Source organism: Marivivens donghaensis (assembly GCF_011806565.1).
In the GTDB taxonomy this organism is placed as follows: domain Bacteria; phylum Pseudomonadota; class Alphaproteobacteria; order Rhodobacterales; family Rhodobacteraceae; genus Marivivens; species Marivivens donghaensis_A.
Window position 1 is genome coordinate 41,107 of record NZ_JAATOP010000002.1, and the last position, 22,132, is coordinate 63,238.

Below are 22,132 nucleotides of genomic sequence, written 5' to 3' on the forward strand. Positions count from 1 at the left end.
AGCCTCACTCGTTCGATGTGTTATTCAGTTCGCCAACGGCGGCGATTGCGTTCTGTCGTTCCTTCGCAGCGGCGACCCAGCCGTCAAGCTCGGTCTTCGCCTCTTCGGACAGAGTGTCGATTTCAGCGAGAGCATCGGACAGACGGCCATCCTGCACGGCAGCGCCTGCACGGGACAGGATCGCATCGGCATCATCGCCGTCACGCGCCTCGATGGAGCGGACGTCGAACTGGTTGCGCAAGAAGCCGGCGAACGTACCGCCGTCTTCACCAGCGGTGCCGGCACGGCGCGCAGCAGCCAGAGCTTCTCGGGCAGCGGAGGGGAAATCGGCTTGCAGTTCGCCCAGCGTCGCAACACCAGTGGACGACGGACGGGAAAGGTCGGCGGGGACGCTCATGCCCAGATCTTCGAGACCGCCGAGCATATCCTGATAGGGCGTGCCGGTGTCGAGAGCCGTTTGCACACGGGACAGAGCCACCTCGCGCTGGGCGGCCATGGCGGCTTGCTCTTCGGCTTCGGCATCAGCGCGCGCTTGTTCGAGGCGGGCGGCCGCGTCTTCGGCAAGCTGCTGCAGGCGGGCTTCCTGCGCTGCGATCTGTTCTTCCAGACCGCTCATATCGACGGTGCCACCGTTTCCGGTACCCACGTTTTCCAGTGCGGCTTTGATCTCATCGACCTCGGCTTGCAGCACGTCGATGCGGGTGGTGAAATCGGCAGTCGCTGGACCGATGGCAGCTTCGATGAGCGCTTCGGTGTCGACCGACCCCGATGCGGACAGCTCGTTTTCCAGCAGGCTGAGGCGCGCTTCGACATCGGCTTCGTCGATGCGGGGCAGGGTGTACCAAGACACGCCGTAACCGATGGCGCCCGCGATCAGACCGCCTAGCACGATGGCGATGAATGCGCCTGCGCTGCTCGATTTCTCCTCGACGACCGGAGGCTGCGGCTCAACGACCGGATCCTCGACTTCGACGTCGGTCGGGGTGACCTCTTCCTTGGTCGAGGCTGAAATTTCCTCTTCCGTCAGTTCGGTCGCTGCGACTTCCTCGACGACCTCGTCGTTGGCAGTCTCTTCGGAAACCTCATCGGAAGGTTCGTCCTGCTCTACAGCCTCTTCAGCCGGAGCGTCTTCGACGACTTCCTCGTGTTCGATCTCTACTTTTTCAGAGGTGTCTGTCTGTTCGACCCGAGTTTCCTCTGTCGCTTCAGTTTCATCTACCTTGGACTTCTGGTCCTCGTTCACCGTCAAATCCTTCGTCAACCAATTTCCCTCTCAAACAACTTAGTCGCCGAGAGGTCTCTCTCAAGCAAACTGCTACAATTCACAACTCGTTCCAACGGCGACAGGTCGCCGCAAGCATGGAATCGAAATCCGGCCTAATTGCTGTGCGGATCGTGTCTACACCCAACTCTGCAACTTCGGCTGCCACATTGGTACTCATGGCGATGACATGAACGGGCGCAGAGGTAATTGCGGGGATCAGCATCGCGCTCCTTGGTGAAAAAAGCGGCAACAAAACGGGTTCGGTACCCGACAAAGCTATCAAAGCATCGTCGGAGGGCGCACAGGCACGTTGGTCGTAAGCGATGACTTCACTACAAGGTTTGCCTGAAACGGTGAGGTTGGTTGCGACCTGTCCGCGCGCATGGGTGCCGCGGATGTGGCAAAGGCGGCCGGTATCGCTGTTCAAGATCAGGTCGATCAGCGCTTCGGCATCCTTGCCTGCGGAAATCGGCTCTAATCCAGCGGCTTTCGCCTCATCAGCCGTGCGCTTGCCGACGCACCACGCAACAGTTCCGTCGGGAACACCCAGCCGCTTGACCTGCTTTGCCCCATTGGCAGACGTCAGAATAACCTCGTCGAGCTTGGGGATACGCGCATCCAGCGGCACGATCTCCATCACTGGAGAGATCACGGCGCGAACCTTGCCGACCTCGGCCTCGACGGCGGCAAGGAAACTGCGCGACGCCTCCTCTGGGCGGGTCAAAAGAAGGATGGTCATCGCGGCTCCGCCATTGTTCTGCGTGTGGCGGAGTGTTACCTGCCTTGGGAAACTGTGCAACCGGACCACATGACGCAAACCCTGACAGTTCTTGGCATCGAAAGCAGTTGCGACGACACCGCCGCAGCGATTGTCCGTCTGCAAGGCGACAAGGCCGAGGTTTTGTCCTCCATCGTCAAAGGCCAGAACGATCTGCACGCCGAATTTGGCGGCGTAGTTCCCGAAATCGCCGCCCGCGCCCATGCCGAACGTGTCGATATCTGTGTGGAGGAAGCACTGGCCGAAAGCGGTTATGCGCTGAGCGAGCTGGATGCGATCGCCGTGACTTCTGGCCCCGGTCTTATCGGCGGTGTGCTGTCGGGCGTGATGTGCGCCAAGGGTCTCTCCGCCGCGACCGGCTTGCCGCTGATCGGTGTGAACCACCTTGCGGGCCACGCGCTGACGCCGCGCCTGACTGATAGCGTGACGTTCCCCTATCTGATGCTGCTGGTGTCGGGCGGGCATTGCCAGTTCCTGATTGCCGAAAGCTTCGACACATTCCGCCGTATCGGCGGCACCATAGACGACGCCCCCGGCGAGGCGTTCGACAAAACCGCCCGCCTGCTGGCTCTGCCGCAACCCGGCGGTCCGCACGTCGAAAAATGTGCCAGAGACGGCGATCCCAAGAAATTTCCGCTGCCGCGTCCGCTCCTGAACCAGCCCGGTTGCGATATGTCGTTCTCCGGTCTGAAAACCGCGATCCTGCGCGCCCGTGATGGAGTTGTGGCGGAAAAGGGCGGCTTGACCGAACAGGACCGCGCCGACCTGTCGGCAGGTTTCCAAGCAGCCGTCACCGATATTCTGGTCGAGAAGACCCGCCGCGCGCTGAACGAATACTTCGCGCTTGAGCCTAAAAACCGCATCTTTGCGATTGCAGGCGGTGTGGCGGCTAACGGTCCGATCCGCGACGCGCTGATGGGCCTCTGCCGCGAGCACAACACTGAGTTCGTCGCGCCGCCGCTGCGGCTTTGCACAGATAACGCTGCGATGATCGCCTACGCAGGCGCCGTGCGGTTTGCCGAAGGCGCGAACGATCCCGAGCATCTCACGGCCCGCCCGCGCTGGCCACTGGATCAACGCGCACCAGCTTTGCTGGGTTCGGGCAAGAAGGGAGCCAAGGCATGAGCATCGCAGTCGCAGGGGCAGGCGCATTCGGAACCGCGCTCGCCGTTTCACTGGCACAAAACGGTCCGGTGACGCTATGGGCGCGTGACGCTGAAGCCGTGAAAACGATGTCTGAGACTCGTCAGAACCCACGTCTGGACGGAGTAACTCTGCACGAAAACATCCACGTTTCCGCCGATATAGAGACTGTTTTTGCTGCCGACACGATCCTGCTAGCCGTTCCCGCGCAAAAGCTGCGGGGCTTCCTGTCTGAACATGCGGACCGCCTCGAAGGCAAGTCGCTCGTGTCCTGCGCCAAGGGTATCGATGCCTCGACGATGACCGGTACCGTGACCTCTATCCGTGAGGTCGTGCCCGAGTCCACCGCCGCGCTCCTGACTGGGCCGAGCTTCGCCGCCGATATCGCCCGTAACCTGCCGACCGCGCTGACGCTGGCCTGTCAGGATGACGAGGCAGGCGCGCTGCTGCAAAAGCAACTCACCACGCCGAACCTTCGCCTTTATCGGACCACCGATACCGTCGGCGCAGAGCTTGGCGGCTCGCTCAAGAACGTCATGGCGATCGCCTGCGGTGCCTGCATCGGCGAAGGCATGGGCGACAGCGCCCGCGCCGCGCTGATGACCCGCGGCATGACCGAGATGATGCGCCTCGCGGGTGCGCTGGGCGGACGGCCGGACACGATGATGGGCCTTTCGGGCTTCGGTGACCTCGTCCTGACCTGCACCTCCGAACAATCGCGCAATTACCGCTACGGCCTTGCGCTGGGGCGTCAGGAAAACTTTGATCCGTCGATCACCGTCGAGGGCGTCGCGACCACTCACGCCGTGGCCAAACTGGCACGTGCGCGCGGGATCGACATGCCGATCGTCACCATGCTTGCCGAACTGCTGGAGCATGATGTGAGTGTTGCGGAAGCTATTCAGGCGCTGTTCTCGCGCCCGCTGAAGGAGGAATAAATGCTCTATACCATCATCACCAAAGACAAAGAGGGCGCGCTTCAGACCCGCCTCGACAACCGCGAAGCGCATCTGGCCTACATCGCCGACACCGGCGTGGTGCAGATGGCGGGTCCGTTCATCAATGCAGACGGCGAGATGCACGGATCGATGATCATTCTGGATGTCGAAGACCGCGCGGCCGCCGAAGCATGGGCCGAGAGCGACCCCTATGCCAAAGCCGGTCTGTTCGAGCGCGTGCGCATCGAGCAGTGGAAAAAGGTCATCGGCTGATGCCCTACTGGCTGTTCAAATCCGAGCCCGACGTTTTTGGTTGGGACGATCTCGTCGCCAAAGGGGATGCGGGCGAAGAATGGGACGGCGTGCGCAACTATCAGGCCCGCAACAACATGCGGGCCATGAAACTGGGTGACCGCGGCTTTTTCTACCATTCTCGCAAGGGGTTAGAGGTCGTCGGGATCGTCGAGGTTTACGCCGAGGCGCATCAGGACAGCAAGACCGACGATGTCCACTGGGAATGCGTCGACGTCAAAGCTGTCGAGAAACTGCCCAATCCCGTGTCGCTCGACCTGATCAAAACCGACGAACGTCTGGCTGATATGGTGCTGGTGAAGAACTCCCGTCTGTCGGTCCAGCCTGTGACCGATGAGGAATGGAACCTCATCTGCGCGCTCGGCGGATTGTCGTAGGAGAATTCCGCCGCCGCTCCTATCATCCTGAGTAAACAGGAGGGCAAAATGGGAATGCTTTCAGTGATTGTAGCCGCTGCGGCGGCATGGATTTTCGGAGCCGTTTGGTACATGGCCCTGTCGAAGCCGTGGCTCGAGGCGTCCGGCATCGAATGCGACGAAAACGGCAAGCCGAAGAATGGCGGCAGCCCGGTGCCGTTTATCCTGTCGGCCATCGCGATGCTGATCGTCGCGGGTATGATGCGCCATCTGTTCATAATGTCCGGAATCGTGACGCTTGGCGCAGGGATTGTCTCCGGTCTCGGGATCGGAGCGTTCTTCATCGCGCCGTGGATCATGATCAACAACGCCTACGGGATGCGCCCGTTCAAGCTGACCGCCATCGATAGCGGCTACGCCATTTTCGGCTGCGCGATCATCGGCGCGGTACTTGTTCTGTTATGAAAAGCGGGGTCCGGCCTTGCTGGTCGGACCCCTATCCCCCGCGCTCCCACACGCAGGTTGGTCCAGCCATTCTGGCCGCTTCATCCAAGGGTAGGGCCGCGCTCATCGCAGAGCAAACCAAATGCCCTGCGGATTTAAGGCAATTACTTGTAGTAAGCCTCTTTACCGAAATGCTTGGTCAGCATGTAGTAGACCACGACGCGGTATTTACGCTCGGCATTGTAGATTTCCATCACGACGTCGATCCCGTCATCCAGCTCCGGCCCGTCGCGCAGGCTGAGCTTCTTGATCAGGTAGTTGCGCTTGATCTGTTTGATCTCGGCGGGCGAGGTCTCGTCCACGTAGTGGGTGTTTTCATGGTAGATCAGCGGACCGCATCCGAGCGTGACCTTGGTGAGCAGGTCCATGTCGGGCACCATTCCGCACTTGGTGCGCAGGTCCTCGGCATAGCTTGCGATCAACTCGTCACGTATTCCCATGAAACCCTCCAGCAGTCCGCTTGACGCAGAGGTAGGGTAAGCCGCGAGAATTGTTCTGAAAAGAAAGAAAAACGCCGCCCCGAAGGGCGGCGCTTGGAATTAGTAGCGGTAGTGTTCCGGCTTGAACGGGCCTTCCGGCGTTACGCCGATGTAGTCGGCCTGCTCTTTGCTGAGCTTCGACAGCTTCACGCCGATACGTTCGAGGTGGAGGCTGGCGACCTTTTCGTCGAGGTGCTTGGGCAGGATGTAAACGCCCGGAGCGTATTCATCGTGCTTGGTCCACAGTTCGATCTGCGCGAGCACCTGGTTGGTGAACGACGCGGACATCACGAACGACGGGTGGCCAGTGGCGTTGCCGAGGTTCAGCAGACGACCTTCGGAGAGGAGGATGATGCGGCTGCCCGAGGGCATCTCGATCATGTCGACCTGATCCTTGATGTTGGTCCACTTATGGTTACGCAGCGAGGCGACCTGAATTTCGTTGTCGAAGTGGCCGATGTTGCCGACGATCGCCATGTCCTTCATCTCGCGCATGTGCTCGATGCGGATGACGTCCTTGTTGCCGGTGGTGGTGACGAAGATGTCAGCCGACGCAACAGCGTCTTCGAGGGTGACGACTTCGAAACCGTCCATAGCAGCCTGAAGCGCGCAGATCGGGTCGACTTCGGTGACCTTCACGCGGGCACCAGCGCCGCGGAGCGAAGCAGCCGAGCCCTTGCCGACGTCGCCGTAACCGCAAACGACAGCGACCTTACCGGCCATCATGGTGTCGGTGGCGCGGCGGATACCGTCGACCAGCGATTCCTTACAGCCGTACTTGTTGTCGAACTTCGACTTGGTGACGGAGTCGTTGACGTTGATCGCGGGGAACGGCAGCTGGCCGTTCTTTTGCAGTTCGTACAGGCGGTGAACGCCGGTGGTGGTTTCTTCCGAAACGCCGAGGATCTGGTCGCGGATCTTTGTGAACCAACCCGGGGAGGCTTCCATGCGCTTCTTGATCTGCGCTTTGATGACAGCTTCTTCGTCCGACTGCGGGACGGGGATGATATCTTCACCAGCTTCGGCGCGTGCGCCGAGCAGAACGTAGAGGGTCGCGTCGCCACCATCGTCGAGGATCAGGTTCGGGCCGTCTTCGAACATGAAGGACTTGTCGAGGTAGTCCCAGTGTTCTTCGAGGCTCTGGCCCTTGATCGCAAAGACCGGAATGCCGGCTTCGGCGATCGCAGCGGCAGCGTGGTCCTGCGTTGAGAAGATGTTGCACGATGCCCAGCGCACGTCCGCGCCCAGCGCAACCAGCGTTTCGATCAGGCAAGCGGTCTGGATGGTCATGTGCAGCGAACCGACGATGCGGGCACCGGTGAGCGGCTTGCTTTCACCGTACTCGGCGCGCAGAGCCATCAGGCCCGGCATTTCGGTTTCGGCGATGTCGAGTTCTTTGCGGCCATAGCCGGCCAGCGCGATATCTTTGACGATGTAGTCGTTGGCCATGATGAGCCCTCTCCGTATGTCGTTTGCGTGATGCCATAGCACCGGTTTGCCTTCTCGACAACGGCACGGGGGGAGGCTTAATTAAGGCCTCGACACGGGGGCAACATGAAACAACCACGCGCATGGCAGAGGATGCTGTCGGGCCGCAGGCTCGATCTGCTCGATCCGACACCGATGGACATCGAAATCGAGGACATTGCGCACGGCCTTGCCTTCGTTGCGCGCTGGAACGGTCAGACCATCGGTGACTGGCCTTATTCCGTGGCCGAACACTCGCTCCTGGTCGAAGAAATCTTCCGGATGCAGAACCCCTCCGCCCCTGTGAAATGGCAGATGGCGGCGCTGCTTCATGACGCACCCGAGTACGTGATCGGCGATATGATCAGCCCTGTGAAAGCCGCTGTTGGTCCGTCGTACGGAGAGCTGGATACTCGCCTCACCGCCGCGATCCACATCCGGTTTGGCGTACCCGCACAGATCCCGGCGACCATCAAGAAAAAGATTAAAGCGGCGGATAAGGTCAGCGCTTGGCTGGAAGCGACGCGGATCGCAGGATTTACCGAGGCTGAAGCGACCAAGCTATTCGGCAAAATCGACCCTGTTTATGCCGAAAAGCTGGATATCCACCTGCGGCCTCCTGTCGAGGTCCGTCGGGATTTCACCGCACGTCATGCGGAGCTTCTTGCTGCATTGAAGTGATTACTTCGGGCTACGCTTTGCCAGAATACGCTGGAGCGTACGGCGATGCATGTTCAGGCGGCGCGCGGTTTCCGACACGTTGCGATCACACATCTCGTAGACGCGCTGGATATGCTCCCAACGCACACGGTCCGCGCTCATCGGGTTTTCCGGCGGCGGCGGCAGCGCGTCACCACGGGCGAGCAAAGCGTTCACGATGTCGTCGGCATCGGCAGGCTTGGACAGGTAGTCGGTCGCACCGATTTTGACCGCAGCAACGGCAGTCGCAATCGCTCCGTAGCCCGTCAGAACAACGATGCGGCTATCGGGACGGCGTTCGCGCAGGGTTTCAACCACGTCGAGGCCGTTACCGTCTTCAAGCCGAAGATCGACCACGGCATAGGCAGGCGGGCGACCCGTCGCGATAGCGCGTCCTGCGACGACAGAACCGGCTGTTTCCACCTCGAATCCGCGTTTTTCCATCGCGCGAGCGAGGCGTTTCAGAAATGCCTCGTCGTCGTCGACCAGAAGGAGGGACTTGTCAGTGCCCAGATCCAGCGGTTCGTTGTCCATCGGTACTGCCTACTCAATTACGTCTGTCAGGGGTAACGGGCCAAGCGCGTCAGGTCAATTTGCGCCGACCGCGTCAACGATACAAGCAGTACGTTCGGCCACCGTCTCCGGATCATCGGTGTGGCTGAAGTAGTCCACAACACCCATCCCCGGAATGTTCAGGTAAGTGTAGGTCGAGTGGTCGACGAGGTAGTAGTCGGGATCGCCGTTCGCTTCCTTTGCAAAATAGGTCTTGTAGGCTTTCGACGCAGCGGTGGTCTGCTCGATGCTGCCAGTCAGACCGATCATGCGTTCATGGAAGTTATTCGCAAAGTAGCCCACAGCTTCGGGGGTATCGCGCTCGGGGTCAATTGAGATGAAGATCGGGGTGACTTCCGTGCCCTGCTCGTCCAGCAGGTCGGTCGCAACCGCGTTGCGCATCGCATCCGTCGGGCAGATGTCGGGGCAGAAGGTGTAGCCGAAGTAGACCAGCGAAGGCTCTGTAATCACATCCTCGTTGGTGACGGTCTCACCATTGGAATTGACCAGCTCGAACGGACCGCCAACGGCGCCACCAGCAATCGCACCAGCACCGCACGCAGCCAGAGCAGCATTGGTAGATTTCATTTTCGTCGCGATGAATGTGCCAGCCAGAAACAGGGCGGCGACAACGACTGCAACGATCGCGATTTTCTTTTCCATGAGCGTGCTCCTTTGTTGTCGCATTGATCGCGTGAATGGCGGGCAATAACAATAGGAGCACATTGCCGCACCGAGGACAGCATGGCCGCAAGCGAAGAACTCGATATTCACGACCGCGAACGCAGCAGCTGGGTCAAGCTCAGAACGCTGGTGATCCTGCGCTGGATCGCGATCATCGGCCAGATGGGCACGCTGATCGTCGCCCAGCAACTGTTCCGTCTGCACCTTGAGGTCGGTCTGGCCGCCGCGACCATCGGCGCGTCCATTGTCGCGAACCTGTTCTTCTCTTTCCTCTATCCCGAAACGAAGCGCCTGTCGGAGAGCGAGGCGTTCCTGATGCTGCTCTTCGATTTGTTGCAGCTAGGTCTGCTGCTGTATCTGACGGGCGGTCTGAACAATCCCTTCGCCGTGCTGGTGCTGGCACCCGTCACCATCGCCGCGACGTTCCTGCAAATGCGCAACACCGCGATCCTCGGGTTTCTGGCGGTCGGTATCATCTCTGCGCTGGGCATGTGGTATATCCCGCTCGAAGGCGCGGACGGTCTGGTGCTGGCTCTGCCGCTGATCTTCCTGTTCGGCTCGTGGGCCGCGTTGACCATCGGTGTCGTTTTCCTTGCCGTTTATGCCCGCCAGATCACGTCAGAGGTCAACGACATGTCCGAGGCGCTTCTGGCGACCCAGATGGCCTTGGCCCGCGAACAGAAACTGACGGACCTCGGCGGCGTCATCGCGGCGGCGGCGCACGAACTTGGCACGCCGCTCGCCACGATCAAACTGGTGAGCAAGGAGCTACTGGACGAGGTCGAGGACCGCCCCGAGGTTTATGAGGACATCGCCCTGATCGCCGAACAGGCCGACCGGTGCCGCGATATCATGCGGTCGATGGGGCAAGCGGGGAAAGACGACCTCCACATGCGGCGCGCGCCCCTACAGGCGATATTGGAAGAGGCCGCTTCACCGCACATGCAGCGCGGCAAGGAGATCTCGTTCTCGGTCAACGCCAATACAGAACACCCGCAGCGCCAGCCGATTTTCTTCCGTAGGCCCGAGATTATCCACGGCCTTCGTAACCTCGTGCAGAACGCTGTCGATTTCGCGGCGACAGAGGTGAAGATCGAGAGCACTTGGGATGAGACCACCGTTCGCCTGAGGATCAGCGATGACGGTCCGGGCTATCCCACCACCATCATCGGACGCATCGGCGATCCGTTCGTGCGCCGCCGCAAGGAAACCGAAAACCGCCCAGGATACGAAGGCATGGGCCTCGGTCTGTTTATTGCGAAGACACTGCTCGAACGGTCCGGCGCCAAGTTGGATTTTGCCAACGAAGAAGTCGGCGGCGCGATCGTCATGGTCCAATGGCCCCGCGATATCGTTGATCCCGAGCGCGGAAAACGCGAGGCGCTGGGCGAGAACCTCCCTATTCTGCCCTAGCATTTACTGCGGATTAACTGCGTTCGCGCACCTTGCTGGCGTACTCAGTAGGGATTCGCGCTCATGGATTTGACCGATCTGGCTCTGCCGCTCATCGCCGTCTGTATCTCGATGCTAGCCGTTTTGGGCATCGTGCGGTTCACCGATTCCAGACTGCGGAGCGCACGGTCCATGATGCGCGACGCGGAGGAGGCGGTGCTGTTCCTGTTCGACCGCGCCGACCTCGTGGATGCCACGCCCAGCGCGAGGAAAATGCTGAAAACGCGGAAGGAGGCGGGAAGCGATTGGAACAGGTTTCTCACGCTGTTCGCGCCTCATTTCCCTGATATGCGCGGTGCGTTTGCGCAACTGGACGAGGGGAGAAAAGAACTCATCTCCCCCACCGATCCTGCAAAAACCATCCGCGCCGAGGTGTGCGATGGCCTCACCCGCATCAGCTACGCCGACGGTGATGCACAGCAGAGCAAGCTCGTTGATCGCGCTACTTACGCCGCACTAAAGGCTGATCTCTACGGCCTCCGCTTCGCCGCAGAAACCGCGCCGATCCTGATCTGGCGACAGGCGCCGGATGGTCAGATCATCTGGTTCAACGAGGCATATCGAGACCTCGCCGACAGTTTCGACACCCGCGAGATCGCCACTTGGCCCCTGATTAACCTATTCCCTGAAGCCGTTTGTACCAGCGAGACCGCGAAGAAGCGGATGCCGCTGTCGCACGGGACCGCTTCAAGACCGCGCATGTTCGATGTCACTTCGGTCGCCTGTGGTGAGGACACCGTGCACTACGCCGTCGATGTCACCGAGGTCGCCGAGGCCGAGGTGGCCAAGGCCAGTCACCTCCAGATGTTCGGTAGGCCGTTTGCGATCCTGACAGTGGGACTCGCGATTTTTGATCGGGACCATCGCCTGTTGACCTTCAACCCTGCGCTGGCGGACCTGACCGACCTGCCGATCGGCTTCCTCAGCAACCGCCCACCGATTTACGACTTCCTCCAGCGGATGCATGAAGGCGGCTACATGCCCAAGACCGCAGATTACCGAGAATGGCGCGAGTTCATCGGCAGGCTCGAACGCGAGACCCGCAACGGGACCTATGTCGAAAACTGGGAGCTGCCGAACGGCAAGACCTACCGCGTTATCGGATGCCCCAGCCCCGACAGGTCCATCGCGCTGATGTTCGAGGATATCTCCGCCCACGCCTCCGCCGGTCGCCAGTATCAGTATGAATTGGAGATGCAGCAGGCCGTTCTGGACTCATTTGACGAGGCGACCGCGCTGTTTAATCCATCCGGCACGCTGATCCTTTGCAACAGCGCCTATGCCGAGCTTTGGTACGGGAGCGCGCGCCCCGATGCCACTAGCACATTGCTTGGTGAGACCGCCGAGTGGCGCAAGATGACCATCGCGACTGACTTCTGGGACAATGTGCGCAGCCTTGTTTACCGCGACGCGCTGTCTGAACCGATCAAGCAGACTGTACGCCTGACCGATGGCCGCTCGCTCCTTTGCCGTGTGAACACGCTGAAGTCAGGTGAAACCATCGTGAAATTCGACACCTTCATCGAGGCCGGTTTTTCGGCGGGTTTACCCCCTCTCCGCGCGGCACTGCTCTGATATCACTTGAAGGTTCGGGGCCAGTGCGTAGGTTGTGGGCATGGCCACACCCCGCACCATTTTGCTCCCGTCCGAGACCGACACCGCTGCGCTTGCCCAGCGCATTGCACCGATGCTCCGCGCAGGTGACGTGCTGCTTCTTGAGGGCAATATCGGCGCAGGAAAAACCGCGTTCTCGCGGGCGCTGATCCGCGCGCGGCTTGGCTATGACGAAGACGTGCCATCGCCGACGTTCACACTGGTCCAGACCTACGAGGACGAGGTCGATATCTGGCACTGCGATCTCTACCGCCTGACCCATCCGGACGAAGCGGTCGAGCTTGGCCTGGAGGAAGCGTTCGAGGAAGCGATCTGCCTGATTGAATGGCCCGACCGGCTCGCCGACCTCGCACCGAAAACCGCGCTGACGTTGCAGTTCAGAGCGGGCGACGAGCACAGCGTGACCTTCACCGCCGACGACAACTGGACCGCAAGGCTGGAGGCCGCCGGTGTCTGACCGGATCGCCCAGCGCCTCGATTTTCTACGCGGCACCGAATGGAACGGCTGGCAGCAGGAACCGATTGCCGGTGATGCCTCGCGCCGCAGCTATGTGCGCCTAACGAAGGGCAGTGAGAGCGTCATCCTGATGGACGCCCCGCCCGACAGTGGTGAAGACCTCGCGCCGTTCATCCGCATCGCAGGTCTGCTGCATGAAAAGGGCCTCTGCCCGCCGCGTATCCATTTTGCCGATCAGAATACGGGCTTCGCGGTGATCGAAGACCTCGGTCCGCACCATTTTGCCCAAGCGGTCGATCATGGCGCGGATGAGCGAGAGCTTTACGCCGAGGCAAAGCGTTGCATCGCGGCCTATGCAGATGCCCGCACCGAAGGCCTATCCGAAATGACGCCCGAAGTCGGCACGAACCTTGTTAGCGAGGTCGCCGAGTGGTTCATCAGCCCTGAGCGTCAGCAGCCGCTGCTTGATGCGCTTCGCCATGTTCTGAAAGATACCTACCAGCCGCCTGCGTTGTCTCTTCGTGATTTTCACGCCGAAAACCTCATCTGGCGACCGCATCTCACAGGCACCGACCGCGTCGGCATTCTGGATTTTCAGGACGCGCTGATGGCTCAGCCTCTTTACGATCTGGTTTCGCTGCTTCGCGATGTACGGCGGGATGTCTCAGTCGCGGTGGTCGAGGAACTGACCGACGGCATCGACCAGCGCAGCTTTGCGGTGACTGCCGTGCAGCGCAATCTGCGTATCCTCGGGATTTTCCACCGGCTCGTCCGCCGCGACGGCAAAGCGAAATACGCCGCCTTCATGCCTCGCGTGATCGGCCACATCAAACGCGATCTGGCGCATCCGGACCTATCCGAACTTCGTGAGATCATTCTGCCGGAGCTCGACCGATGACGCCCAACGCTGCTCTCTTCTTTGCCGCTGGTCTGGGCACGCGCATGGCGCCGCTGACGGAAGATAGGCCCAAGCCGATGATCGAAGTGGCGGGCAAACCGCTCCTCCATCACGCGATGGATATGGCCGAGGGCATCGAGCGGCAGGTCGTCAATGTCCACTATCGCGCTGGGCAGATCCGCGATGCGCTGGCCGAGGACATCATGAGCTCGGACGAGACCGACCAGCTGTTAGAGACCGGAGGCGGACTACGGAAAGCCCTGCCACTCTTGGGCGACGGTCCTGTTTTTACGATGAATACCGACGCCGTGTGGAAGGGGCCGAACCCGTTTGACATGTTGCGCTCCGCATGGCGGGATGAGATGGGTGGCCTCCTGCTGCTTATTGATCGCAGCAATGCGCGTGGTCACGTCGGGAAGGGTGACTTCCTCATTGATGAAAATGCTCAGATTACGCCGGGACAGGGTCTTATTTACACGGGCTGTCAGATCATCCGCCCCGACCGCCTGAGCGAAGTCAAAACCGACGCATTCTCCATGTGGGAACTGTGGAACCGATTGCTGGACGAGCGGTCACTCTACGGTCTGCGCTACACCGGAAACTGGTGTGACGTGGGCCGCCCCGATTGTATTCCGATTGCCGAAGAAATGTTGCGCCAATGATGTTCGAACCAACCGACCGACCGCGTATTTACGGTCTCCCCACCGGCGTTGATTTTGCGTCGGAGCTTGCCAAGGGGATCACCGACCGGCTCGGCGGGATGGCGCCCCACGAGATTGCCCGCACCGAGGTTTACCTGAACACCCGCCGGATGCAGCGCCGCCTGCGCGAGGTGTTCGATCAGGGCCCTGCGCGGTTGCTGCCGCGCGTCAGGCTGGTAACTGACCTCGCCCGCGATCCCGCGTCTTCGACCCTACCGCAGCCGATTTCACCGCTGCGTCGGCGGCTGGAACTGTCGCGCTTCGTCTCTGCACTACTAGAAAGCGAGCCCGATCTGGCGCCGCGGTCCGCGCTTTATGATTTGTCCGACAGCCTCGCGGCGTTGATGGACGAAATGCACGGCGAAGGCGTACCGCCCGAAGCGATCCTCGACCTCGACGTGGCGGATAGCTCTGGTCATTGGGAGCGCGCGCTGAAGTTCATCCGCATCGTTACGCAGTTCTACGATCACGTCGAAACGCCCCCTGACACCGAAGCGCGTCAGCGGATGGTGATCGAACAGCTCATCGAGCGGTGGGAGGCCCAGCCGCCCGATCATCCGATTATCGTCGCGGGCTCCACCGGTTCGCGCGGGGCGACGGCGATGTTCATGGATGCCGTTTCGCGTCTGCCGCAGGGTGCGATTATCCTGCCTGGTGTCGATTTCGACATGCCCGCGAGCGTCTGGGACGGGATGACTGACAAAACGACGTCGGAGGATCACCCGCAGTATCGCTTCCGCCATTTCCTCGACCGGATGGAGGTGAACATCCGCGATCTGGCGAGCTGGACCGAGACTGCGCCGTTTGCGCCCGCCCGCAACAAGGTCGTGTCGCTGTCGCTGCGGCCTGCGCCTGTGACCGACCAATGGCTCGTCGATGGCCCCGCGCTGGGAGATCTGGAGCACGCCATGGACGGCGTGACGCTGGTTGAGGCACCGACCCCTCGTGCCGAGGCTGAAACCATTGCTCTTCGTCTGAGGGCGGCGATGGACGAGGGGCTGAAGGCCGCGCTGATCACGCCGGACCGGATGCTGACGCGTCAGGTTGCCGCTGCGTTGGACCGCTGGAACATCAAGCCCGACGACTCCGCCGGTCAGCCGCTGCACCTGTCCGCCCCCGGCCGTATGCTGCGTCAGGTGGCGGCGCTGCTGTCGGAGAAGATCACGGGCGAGATGCTGCTCTCGCTGCTCAAACACCCGCTCGTTGCGACTGGCGTAGCGGGCGAACGCGGCGATCATATCCGTCTGACGAACAAGCTGGAAATGCACATCCGGCGCTACGGGCCTGCCTATCCCGACAGCGCGAGCATGAACGATTGGGCCAAGGTCGTGGCCGATCAGCCGTGGGCGCATTGGATCGGCAAGCTGCTAGATGTCGCGATTGCGTGGCAGAACTCCGGACACGAACGCCCGCTGGTCGATCACATCACCAAACACATCGCCTTAACTGAAGCCTTCGCCGCTGGGCCGAACGGGCCCGATAGCGGTGAGCTTTGGAAGGAAAGTGCCGGGCGGACCGCGCTCAACGTCATGTCGGACTTTGCCAAACAGGCCGATGCGGCGGGCGACATCAACGCGCGCGACTACCTGACAATGATGTCGTCGATCCTTCAGGCGAACGAGGTGCGCAACCCCGATCTGGTGCACTCCAACGTACTGTTCTGGGGTGCGCTCGAAGCCCGCGTGCAGTCCGCCGACCTCGTGATTCTTGGCGGGATGAACGATGGTGTCTGGCCCGAAACGCCGTCTCCCGATCCGTGGTTGAACCGCGAGATGCGCCAGAAAGCGGGTCTATTACTGCCCGAACGGCGCATCGGCCTTTCGGCGCACGACTACCAGCAAGCCGTCGCGGCCAAAACGGTCTGGATCACGCGCTCGATCCGTTCCGACGAGGCGGAGACCGTGCCGTCACGCTGGGTGAACCGCCTGACGAACCTGCTGGACGGTCTGCCGGATCAAGGTGGACGCAAGGCGCTGGCCGCGATGCGGGAACGCGGTGCCAAGTGGATTGCCGAAGCCCATGTGCTGAGCCAACCCGCTGTCCGCACTGAAAACGCCCACCGCCCGTCGCCGCAGCCGCCCGTTGATGCGCGGCCCAAGCAGTTGTCGGTGACAGAAATTCAGCGCCTGATCCGCGATCCTTATTCGATTTACGCTAAGCGCGTGCTCGGGCTGAAAAAGCTCGATCCTTTGGTGCCGACAGCCGATGCTCCGCTGCGGGGGGACATCATTCACAAAGTGCTCGAGGACTTTATCAGGGAAGGTCACGATCCTGCACTTCCCGCGTCTCGTGACCGCTTGATGGAGATCACTCGGAGCCGTCTTGCGGACATGTGCCCATGGCCGACCGCGCGGCGGCTTTGGTACGCGAAGATGGAGCGCGTGGTGGACAAATTCCTGCGCGGCGAAATTCGCAGGCAGGCCAGCGGCACGCCCGAATGGTTCGAAGAATGGGGTGAACTGGACATTCCCGATCTGGACATGAAGCTCGTCGGTAAAGCCGACCGGATCGACCTGACAGACGCCAATGAGGTGATCCTCTACGACTACAAAACAGGCTCTATTTCGACTGTAGACCAGCAAAAAGCCTTCGATAAGCAGCTGCTGATCGAAGCGGCAATGGCAGCTCGCGGCGCATTTAAGAACGTCGGCAAACGCACCGCTGCGGCTGCGGAGTTCGTCGCGGTGGGCAGCGGTAAGGACACGCCCGCACCTTTCGAAGATGCCCCGCCCGAAGAAGAATGGGCGCGGTTCCTCGACCTGATCAGAGCATGGCGCAACGCCGAAAAGGGCTACACCGCAAGGATGGCGGCCGAGAAACTAGCGTTCGGATCGGACTACGACCACCTGTCGCGCTACGGCGAATGGGACATGTCCCACGCCCCGAAAAAGGAGCGGCTGAAATGAGGGATGAAGCCACCAACCGCCAGATCGCTGCCGCCGACCCGCGTGCGTCGACTTGGGTTTCGGCAAATGCGGGCTCGGGCAAGACGCGCGTGCTGACCGACCGCGTTGCGCGGCTGCTGCTCGATGGCGTGGACCCGAAAAACATCCTCTGCCTGACCTACACCAAGGCCGCCGCGTCCGAGATGCAGAACCGTCTGTTCAAACGCCTCGGTAGCTGGGCGATGATGGATGACGCGCGTCTGTCGGCAGAGCTGCGCGACATGGGTGCGGGCGATGGTTTCGGCTCGGACACGCTGCGTCAGGCCCGCCGCCTGTTTGCACGCGCGATCGAGGTGCCCGGCGGTTTGCGCATCCAGACGATCCACTCGTTCTGTTCGTCCATCCTGCGGCGCTTCCCGCTTGAAGCAGGCGTGTCGCCCCAGTTCACCGAGATGGAAGACCGCGCGTCGGAATTGCTGCGGATGGAGGTGCTCGACACCCTGTCCGACGGTCCGAAGAGCGATTTGATCGACAATGTTTCGCGCTACGTCCACGACCAGCAGCTTCTGAAGCTCGCGAAGGAAGTCATCCAACACAAAAGCCACTTTGCAGCGCCGATCACCCACGATGAGCTGGCAAAGATGTTCGGCGTTCCTGCGGGTATGACCGTGCGGTCGCTGCTGGATGATGCCTTTGACGACAAAGACCGCAAAACGATCGAGGCCACTGTGAAGGCGTGCTTCACTGGCAAATCGACCGACATTAAGGCCGCCACGACCCTACAGGATTTTAGCGCTTCGGGGCCTGTGACTTTTGCCGATCAGGTCCTGATGGAAGGCCTCTTGCTGACCGGCAAAAGCGCGAAAGAGCCCTTTACCGCCAAGGTGGGCAAGTTCCCGACAAAGGATCTGCGTGCAAAGCATGAAGCGCTGGGCGGTGAGCTCGACGACCTGATGGAGCGCGTGCAGGAGGTTCGCCCGAAGCGTATCGCCATCGCTGCAATGCAAAAGGCTATCGCCCTGCATGACTTTGCGCGGCTGTTCATCCCCGCGTACGAGGAACAGAAGCTGCTGCGCGGTCTGCTCGACTTCGACGATCTGATCGCAAAGACGAACGAGCTGCTGACCCAGCGGGACAAGGCCGCTTGGGTGCTGTTCAAACTCGACGGCGGGATCGACCATATACTCGTCGATGAGGCGCAGGACACTAGTCCAGAACAATGGCAGGTCATCGACGCGCTGTCCCGTGAATTCACCGCTGGTGAGGGCGCGCGCTCGGACCGACCGCGCACCATCTTTGTCGTCGGTGACAAGAAGCAGTCGATCTATTCATTCCAAGGTGCCGACCCCGAAGAGTTCGACCGAAAACGAGACTATTTCGGCGAAACTCTCAAAGAAACGCCAACCCCGCTGCGCACCACAGAGCTTCAGCATTCGTTCCGTTCCTCCAGCGCAATCCTGTCGCTGGTCGACCAGACCTTTACCGGTGAGCGTGCCGAGGGGCTGGAGGCCAAGGTTAGCCACATCGCGTTCAAAGACGTCCTCCCCGGACGCGTCGATGTCTGGCCAATGATCGAACCGCCCGAAAAAGAAGAACCGGGTGAGTGGTACGATCCTGTCGACAAGGTCAAAGAGACCGACACCGAAGTGCAGCTTGCTCGCCAGATCGCGGACGAGATCAAACGGATGCTGGAATACGAGACCATCCCGACCGATGGCGAAGAGCGCGGCACGTTCGTGCGCCGTCCCGTCCGTCCTGGTGATATCCTGATCCTCGTTCAGCGCCGCAAGGAACTGTTCCGCGAGATTATCCGCGCGTGTAAGGACTCCGGTCTGCCGATTGCGGGCGCTGACCGCCTCACGCTGACCGAACAACTTGCGGTAAAGGATATCCTCGCGTTGCTGTCGTTCCTCGCACTGGCTGAGGACGACCTTTCGCTGGCTGCCGCACTGAAATCGCCGCTCTTTGGCTGGACCGAACAGGACCTGTACTCGATTGCCCAAGGGCGCGAGCGTGTGCTGACCGACAAGGATGGCAAGGAAAAGAAAACCGTCGATGACCTCTGGCGTGTTTTGCGCGGAAAGGCCAATCGCTACCCCGATACGCTGGCCATTCTCAACGATCTGCGCGGGCAGGCGGACTTTTTACGCCCCTACGATCTGATTTCCCGCATTCTGGTTCGCCACGACGGTCGCCGCAAACTTGTCGGCCAGCTTGGGGCCGAGGCGGAAGACGCCATTGACGCGCTGCTGGCACAGGCGCTGGCCTATGAGCGCTCATCGACGCCGAGCCTCACCGGCTTCCTGCACTGGATGGATGCAGAAGAGATCGTGGTGAAACGCCAGATGGATTCTGCCAGCGACGAAATCCGCGTGATGACGGTGCATGGCTCGAAAGGTCTGGAGGCTCCGATCGTCATCCTGCCCGAAACCGCCGGTCGCAGGAATGAGGTCAAAGACGAGGTGATCCGTACCGAAGACGGCCCGTTCTGGAAAATGTCCCGGGACGAGACGCCCCAAGACCTCGTCGGTCATTATGAGCAAATGCAGGATGCCACGGCCCGCGAACGTCGGCGCCTGCTGTATGTGGCGATGACCCGCGCTGAAAAGTGGCTCGTCGTCTTTGGTGCGTCCAATTCGGTCAAAGATCCGGAGATGTGGCACGGGCTCATTTCGGACGCGATGGGGCATGTCGGAGCAACGCCGATTTCCATCATCGGGCAGAGCGTCAGTCGTTACCAAATGCACGACTGGGATGGCTTGCCATTGGTGGATGGCGAGCGTCCCCAGCCGCCCGTTTTCACAGCGCCCGACCTACCCATTGTCGACGCGCCGACTGCGCGGAAAAAGACGCTATCGCCGTCCGACCTTGGCGGGGCGAAGGCGCTTCCGGCCGAGTTCATCGACGATGACGAGGAGACCGCGAAGGCCCGCGGGCGGCTGATCCACCTGCTTCTTGAGCATCTGCCGCAATACGAGGCAGACGAGCGCTGGGAGATTGCTGAAACATTGATCAACGCCGACACGGATACGGCGCATATCGCGGACCGACATATCTTTGCCGAAGATGTGATCGCGATGCTTGATGACCCCGCCTTCGCGCACCTTTTTGCAGGCCCGGTTCTGGCCGAAGTCGAAGTGACCGCCGATCTGCCCGAACTGGAAGGGGAGCGCATCCACGGCACCATCGACAGGCTGGTCGTGTCGGAAAACACCGTGCTTTGCGTGGATTACAAGTCCAACCGAGCGATCCCCGATAGCCCGCAGGCCGTGCCTGATGGCATCAAACGCCAGCTTGGCGCGTATCTTTCGGCGCTGCGCCAGATCTATCCCGGCTACGAGGTCAAGACGGCAATCCTTTGGACGGCGGGGCCGCTGCTGATGGAAATGCCAGACGATCTCGTCATGGCGGCATTGCATCGCTGTGCCATAGCTTGACCATCCTTTGAGGCATCCTTACGTTCTGCCTCCGACACCGCAGGAGATTTTCAAATGGCTACCGTAGCTGTAACCGATGCAACCTTTGACGCCGAAGTGCGTCAGTCCGATGTTCCGGTCCTCGTTGACTTCTGGGCAGAATGGTGTGGCCCGTGCCGCATGATCGGCCCTGCTCTGGAAGAGCTGTCAGACGAGATGGCCGGTAAGGTCAAAATCGTCAAAGTGAACGTTGACGAAAACCCGAATTCCGTAGCCCAGCTCGGCGTTCGCGGCATCCCGGCTCTGTTCATCTTCAAGGACGGCGAAGTCCAATCGAACAAGGCAGGCGCTGCTCCCAAAGCCGCTCTGCAAAGCTGGATCGAGTCCTCGATCTAAGCACGCATAGAATTCTATGAAAGCGCCCGCTGACCTGATGAGGTGAGCGGGCCTTTTGTTTTTTATACGTCGGAAATGTATACGGGCAATGTCACAGGTCAGGCGGCTTCTTTGTGCTGAGAGTCGAGTACGCGGGTTGCACCTGTGCCGCCGGCTAACCATATTCCGGCAAAAGACAGGAGAGCCCGAATGGCCGATAACGAATTCCCCGGATGGCATGGCACGACGATCATTGGCGTGCGCAAAGGCAACGAAGTCGTCGTTGCCGGTGACGGACAGGTCTCGCTGGGCCAGACGGTGATCAAAGGCACAGCGCGCAAGGTTCGCCGCCTGTCCCCAGGTGGTAAGGATGTGGTTTGCGGCTTTGCCGGTTCGACTGCTGACGCGTTTACTCTGCTTGAGCGTCTGGAAAAGAAGCTTGAGGCGACCCCCGGTCAGTTGATGCGTGCAAGCGTGGAACTGGCGAAGGACTGGCGTACGGACAAGTACCTCCAGAAGCTCGAAGCCATGCTGATCGTGACGGACGGCACCGACCTGTTCGTGATCACCGGTGCTGGCGACGTGCTGGAGCCGGAACATGACGTGGCTGCTATCGGTTCGGGCGGCAACTACGCGCTTGCTGCGGCGCGTGCGATGATGGACAGCGATAAGGACGCCGAAACCGTTGCGCGCGAAGCCATGGCCATCGCCGCCGACATTTGCGTCTACACCAACGGCAAGCTCACCATCGAAAAAATCGCGAAGTAACTACTTTTTCGCGTTCATATAGGCCCGCAGGACAGCGTTCATGCGGGTCTGATATCCCTTTCCGCCATCGCGGAAGTAATCCAGCACATCACGGTCGACACGGAGCGAGATGGCCTGCTTTGTCTGCGGCATCTCGGGCTCTTCGCGCAGCCACGGCTCGTCGGGGGCCGCATATTCCTGCGGCTCAGGTTCGGCGGGGCGTTCTGGCTCCTGAACCGGCGCGACGTGTTCAACGGTCAGCTGGGTCGTCGGGATACGACGGACGATCTTGCGGATTTTCGGCGGCTCGACGCTCATCATCACCCTCCTGAAGCTGCTCTTAGCGTATATACATAGACCGTTTTGGACAATCGGGTTGGATTTCTCTTTCGCAGTACCTAGATCGGTCCT

Annotated in this window: 21 protein-coding genes and 1 pseudogene; 15 read left to right on the forward strand and 7 right to left on the reverse strand. The window is 60.7% G+C overall.

Annotated elements, in window-relative coordinates:
* Nucleotides 1–4: 4 nt before the first annotated feature.
* Nucleotides 5–1,261, reverse strand: coding sequence for a COG4223 family protein (locus HCZ30_RS03050; RefSeq protein WP_167636301.1), 1,257 nt, complete (start codon nucleotides 1,259–1,261; stop codon nucleotides 5–7).
* A 61-nt stretch (nucleotides 1,262–1,322) separates the two neighbouring features.
* Nucleotides 1,323–2,003, reverse strand: a complete 681-nt coding sequence (locus HCZ30_RS03055) for a uroporphyrinogen-III synthase (RefSeq protein WP_167636302.1) — start codon at nucleotides 2,001–2,003, stop codon at nucleotides 1,323–1,325.
* A 69-nt stretch (nucleotides 2,004–2,072) separates the two neighbouring features.
* Here HCZ30_RS03055 and tsaD point away from each other — a divergent pair, with 69 nt between their 5' ends.
* Genes tsaD through HCZ30_RS03080 form a run of 5 tightly spaced genes read left to right on the forward strand, consistent with a single transcriptional unit; the run spans nucleotide 2,073 to nucleotide 5,256 of the window.
* On the forward strand, nucleotides 2,073–3,167 hold the full coding sequence (gene tsaD, locus HCZ30_RS03060) for a tRNA (adenosine(37)-N6)-threonylcarbamoyltransferase complex transferase subunit TsaD (RefSeq protein ID WP_167636303.1): 1,095 nt from the start codon (nucleotides 2,073–2,075) through the stop codon (nucleotides 3,165–3,167).
* Nucleotides 3,164–4,123, forward strand: a complete 960-nt coding sequence (locus HCZ30_RS03065; protein ID WP_167636304.1) for an NAD(P)H-dependent glycerol-3-phosphate dehydrogenase — start codon at nucleotides 3,164–3,166, stop codon at nucleotides 4,121–4,123. The genes tsaD and HCZ30_RS03065 overlap by 4 nt, the downstream gene beginning before the upstream one ends.
* Entirely contained in the window at nucleotides 4,124–4,396 is a 273-nt protein-coding gene (locus HCZ30_RS03070; protein WP_167636305.1) for a YciI family protein, read from the forward strand. It abuts the gene before it with no gap.
* Nucleotides 4,396–4,812: an EVE domain-containing protein gene (locus HCZ30_RS03075; RefSeq protein WP_167636306.1), complete on the forward strand. Its 417-nt coding sequence runs from the start codon at nucleotides 4,396–4,398 to the stop codon at nucleotides 4,810–4,812. The genes HCZ30_RS03070 and HCZ30_RS03075 overlap by 1 nt, the downstream gene beginning before the upstream one ends.
* A 48-nt stretch (nucleotides 4,813–4,860) precedes the next feature.
* Nucleotides 4,861–5,256, forward strand: a complete 396-nt coding sequence (locus HCZ30_RS03080) for a DUF1761 domain-containing protein (RefSeq protein ID WP_167636307.1) — start codon at nucleotides 4,861–4,863, stop codon at nucleotides 5,254–5,256.
* A 143-nt stretch (nucleotides 5,257–5,399) separates the two neighbouring features.
* Here HCZ30_RS03080 and HCZ30_RS03085 read toward each other — a convergent pair whose 3' ends face one another.
* Both HCZ30_RS03085 and ahcY read right to left on the reverse strand, forming a co-directional pair.
* A complete protein-coding gene (locus HCZ30_RS03085; RefSeq protein ID WP_167636308.1) occupies nucleotides 5,400–5,735 on the reverse strand; it encodes a DUF2853 family protein in 336 nt (111 codons plus the stop codon).
* 99 nt (nucleotides 5,736–5,834) lie between these two features.
* Nucleotides 5,835–7,223 carry an adenosylhomocysteinase gene (gene ahcY / locus HCZ30_RS03090; RefSeq protein ID WP_167636309.1) on the reverse strand — a complete coding sequence of 463 codons (1,389 nt, stop codon included), beginning with the start codon at nucleotides 7,221–7,223 and terminating at the stop codon, nucleotides 5,835–5,837.
* Between the two features lie 105 nt (nucleotides 7,224–7,328).
* On the opposite strand from ahcY, the gene HCZ30_RS03095 reads away from it, so the two are divergent.
* Nucleotides 7,329–7,922 carry an HD domain-containing protein gene (locus HCZ30_RS03095; RefSeq protein WP_167636310.1) on the forward strand — a complete coding sequence of 198 codons (594 nt, stop codon included), beginning with the start codon at nucleotides 7,329–7,331 and terminating at the stop codon, nucleotides 7,920–7,922.
* Here the strand turns inward: HCZ30_RS03095 and HCZ30_RS03100 are convergent, their stop codons facing one another.
* Nucleotides 7,923–8,474, reverse strand: a complete 552-nt coding sequence (locus HCZ30_RS03100; protein WP_167636311.1) for an ActR/PrrA/RegA family redox response regulator transcription factor — start codon at nucleotides 8,472–8,474, stop codon at nucleotides 7,923–7,925.
* A 54-nt stretch (nucleotides 8,475–8,528) separates the two neighbouring features.
* On the reverse strand, nucleotides 8,529–9,155 hold the full coding sequence (locus HCZ30_RS03105; RefSeq protein ID WP_167636312.1) for an SCO family protein: 627 nt from the start codon (nucleotides 9,153–9,155) through the stop codon (nucleotides 8,529–8,531).
* Nucleotides 9,156–9,236: 81 nt separating this feature from the next.
* Between HCZ30_RS03105 and regB the strand changes: the two genes are divergently transcribed.
* The 9 genes and pseudogenes from regB (at nucleotide 9,237) to hslV (ending at nucleotide 21,742) form a co-directional block, all read left to right on the forward strand.
* Nucleotides 9,237–10,589, forward strand: coding sequence for a sensor histidine kinase RegB (gene regB / locus HCZ30_RS03110; protein ID WP_167636313.1), 1,353 nt, complete (start codon nucleotides 9,237–9,239; stop codon nucleotides 10,587–10,589).
* A gap of 63 nt (nucleotides 10,590–10,652) precedes the next feature.
* The gene (locus HCZ30_RS03115) at nucleotides 10,653–12,203 is read left to right on the forward strand and encodes a PAS-domain containing protein (protein ID WP_167636314.1); all 1,551 of its coding nucleotides are present in this window, start codon (nucleotides 10,653–10,655) and stop codon (nucleotides 12,201–12,203) included.
* Nucleotides 12,204–12,243: 40 nt separating this feature from the next.
* The gene (tsaE, locus tag HCZ30_RS03120) at nucleotides 12,244–12,699 is read left to right on the forward strand and encodes a tRNA (adenosine(37)-N6)-threonylcarbamoyltransferase complex ATPase subunit type 1 TsaE (protein ID WP_167636315.1); all 456 of its coding nucleotides are present in this window, start codon (nucleotides 12,244–12,246) and stop codon (nucleotides 12,697–12,699) included.
* Nucleotides 12,692–13,597 (forward strand): phosphotransferase, encoded by a 906-nt coding sequence (locus HCZ30_RS03125; RefSeq protein WP_167636316.1) that lies wholly within the window; start codon nucleotides 12,692–12,694, stop codon nucleotides 13,595–13,597. The genes tsaE and HCZ30_RS03125 overlap by 8 nt, the downstream gene beginning before the upstream one ends.
* Nucleotides 13,594–14,259, forward strand: a complete 666-nt coding sequence (locus tag HCZ30_RS03130; protein WP_167636317.1) for a nucleotidyltransferase family protein — start codon at nucleotides 13,594–13,596, stop codon at nucleotides 14,257–14,259. Before HCZ30_RS03125 ends, HCZ30_RS03130 begins: the two co-directional genes overlap by 4 nt.
* Nucleotides 14,256–17,204: a double-strand break repair protein AddB gene (gene addB / locus HCZ30_RS03135; RefSeq protein ID WP_167636318.1), complete on the forward strand. Its 2,949-nt coding sequence runs from the start codon at nucleotides 14,256–14,258 to the stop codon at nucleotides 17,202–17,204. Before HCZ30_RS03130 ends, addB begins: the two co-directional genes overlap by 4 nt.
* A complete protein-coding gene (addA, locus tag HCZ30_RS03140) occupies nucleotides 17,201–20,620 on the forward strand; it encodes a double-strand break repair helicase AddA (RefSeq protein WP_167636319.1) in 3,420 nt (1,139 codons plus the stop codon). Before addB ends, addA begins: the two co-directional genes overlap by 4 nt.
* A 39-nt stretch (nucleotides 20,621–20,659) precedes the next feature.
* Nucleotides 20,660–20,995: pseudogene (gene trxA, locus HCZ30_RS03145) on the forward strand (thioredoxin); the annotation flags it as partial.
* 189 nt (nucleotides 20,996–21,184) lie between these two features.
* Nucleotides 21,185–21,742, forward strand: coding sequence for an ATP-dependent protease subunit HslV (gene hslV, locus HCZ30_RS03150; RefSeq protein WP_167636321.1), 558 nt, complete (start codon nucleotides 21,185–21,187; stop codon nucleotides 21,740–21,742).
* Here the strand turns inward: hslV and HCZ30_RS03155 are convergent, their stop codons facing one another.
* Nucleotides 21,743–22,039 (reverse strand): BrnA antitoxin family protein, encoded by a 297-nt coding sequence (locus HCZ30_RS03155; protein ID WP_217703026.1) that lies wholly within the window; start codon nucleotides 22,037–22,039, stop codon nucleotides 21,743–21,745. It abuts the gene before it with no gap.
* Between the last annotated feature and the right edge of the window lie 93 nt (nucleotides 22,040–22,132).

Bases quoted from the DNA above. Each gene is read 5' to 3' on its own strand.
- HCZ30_RS03075 (WP_167636306.1), top strand. From the start codon at position 4,396: ATGCCCTACTGGCTGTTCAAATCCGAGCCCGACGTTTTTGGTTGGGAC.
- addB (WP_167636318.1), top strand. From the start codon at position 14,256: ATGATGTTCGAACCAACCGACCGACCGCGTATTTACGGTCTCCCCACC.
- HCZ30_RS03100 (WP_167636311.1), bottom strand. From the start codon at position 8,474: ATGGACAACGAACCGCTGGATCTGGGCACTGACAAGTCCCTCCTTCTG.
- HCZ30_RS03115 (WP_167636314.1), top strand. From the start codon at position 10,653: ATGGATTTGACCGATCTGGCTCTGCCGCTCATCGCCGTCTGTATCTCG.
- tsaE (WP_167636315.1), top strand. From the start codon at position 12,244: ATGGCCACACCCCGCACCATTTTGCTCCCGTCCGAGACCGACACCGCT.
- tsaD (WP_167636303.1), top strand. From the start codon at position 2,073: ATGACGCAAACCCTGACAGTTCTTGGCATCGAAAGCAGTTGCGACGAC.
- HCZ30_RS03085 (WP_167636308.1), bottom strand. From the start codon at position 5,735: ATGGGAATACGTGACGAGTTGATCGCAAGCTATGCCGAGGACCTGCGC.
- HCZ30_RS03070 (WP_167636305.1), top strand. From the start codon at position 4,124: ATGCTCTATACCATCATCACCAAAGACAAAGAGGGCGCGCTTCAGACC.
- addA (WP_167636319.1), top strand. From the start codon at position 17,201: ATGAGGGATGAAGCCACCAACCGCCAGATCGCTGCCGCCGACCCGCGT.
- HCZ30_RS03155 (WP_217703026.1), bottom strand. From the start codon at position 22,039: ATGAGCGTCGAGCCGCCGAAAATCCGCAAGATCGTCCGTCGTATCCCG.
- regB (WP_167636313.1), top strand. From the start codon at position 9,237: ATGGCCGCAAGCGAAGAACTCGATATTCACGACCGCGAACGCAGCAGC.
- ahcY (WP_167636309.1), bottom strand. From the start codon at position 7,223: ATGGCCAACGACTACATCGTCAAAGATATCGCGCTGGCCGGCTATGGC.
- HCZ30_RS03055 (WP_167636302.1), bottom strand. From the start codon at position 2,003: ATGACCATCCTTCTTTTGACCCGCCCAGAGGAGGCGTCGCGCAGTTTC.
- HCZ30_RS03095 (WP_167636310.1), top strand. From the start codon at position 7,329: ATGAAACAACCACGCGCATGGCAGAGGATGCTGTCGGGCCGCAGGCTC.
- HCZ30_RS03080 (WP_167636307.1), top strand. From the start codon at position 4,861: ATGGGAATGCTTTCAGTGATTGTAGCCGCTGCGGCGGCATGGATTTTC.
- hslV (WP_167636321.1), top strand. From the start codon at position 21,185: ATGGCCGATAACGAATTCCCCGGATGGCATGGCACGACGATCATTGGC.
- HCZ30_RS03130 (WP_167636317.1), top strand. From the start codon at position 13,594: ATGACGCCCAACGCTGCTCTCTTCTTTGCCGCTGGTCTGGGCACGCGC.
- HCZ30_RS03065 (WP_167636304.1), top strand. From the start codon at position 3,164: ATGAGCATCGCAGTCGCAGGGGCAGGCGCATTCGGAACCGCGCTCGCC.
- HCZ30_RS03105 (WP_167636312.1), bottom strand. From the start codon at position 9,155: ATGGAAAAGAAAATCGCGATCGTTGCAGTCGTTGTCGCCGCCCTGTTT.